Here is a 458-nt window from a genome sequence, read left to right as displayed (position 1 = left end):
CCATCCTGCTGCAGTTCGGTCACGCCACGGGCGATGCCCTCGCCGCTGCCGTCATGCACGATCAAGGTGCCATCGGCAATGCCGGCCTGCGTGGTGCTGCCGGACTTCTCGTGCTGCGGCACGCTGATGTTCGGGCTGACGCTGCCGCCCCCCGTGCCGCCGCTGACGCTTCCGCCAACGCTGCTGGCCGTGTACTCGGCTTCGTTGTGCAGGTCGCTCCAGCCCAGGCTGCCGGTTTCCAGCCGGTTGCGTGACGGGTCCGCCGTTGAGGCAATCGCCGCGCCATCCAGCTGCGTGTGCCCGCCCACGCGGATGTCGAAGCCGCCTTCCCCGGCCTGGATGCCGGCCTGCTCCTTCACGCTGGTATAGGTGCTGTCGATCCTGCTCTGGTTGTAGTTGGCGCTGATCTGCCCGCCGCCGGTGCCGACGGCCGCATCGATCCCCGCGCTCTGGTCCTT

At 69.0% G+C, this 458-nt stretch carries 1 pseudogene; it reads right to left on the bottom strand.

Annotated elements, in window-relative coordinates:
• A pseudogene (locus tag AC1DGW_RS16860) lies at positions 1-458 on the bottom strand (hemagglutinin repeat-containing protein); the annotation flags it as partial.

The sequence above is a fragment of the Stenotrophomonas sp. 05N423 genome, assembly GCF_056397145.1.
The sequence above is the reverse complement of the archived record's forward strand: the minus strand, read 5'-3'. Positions and strand labels throughout refer to the sequence as shown.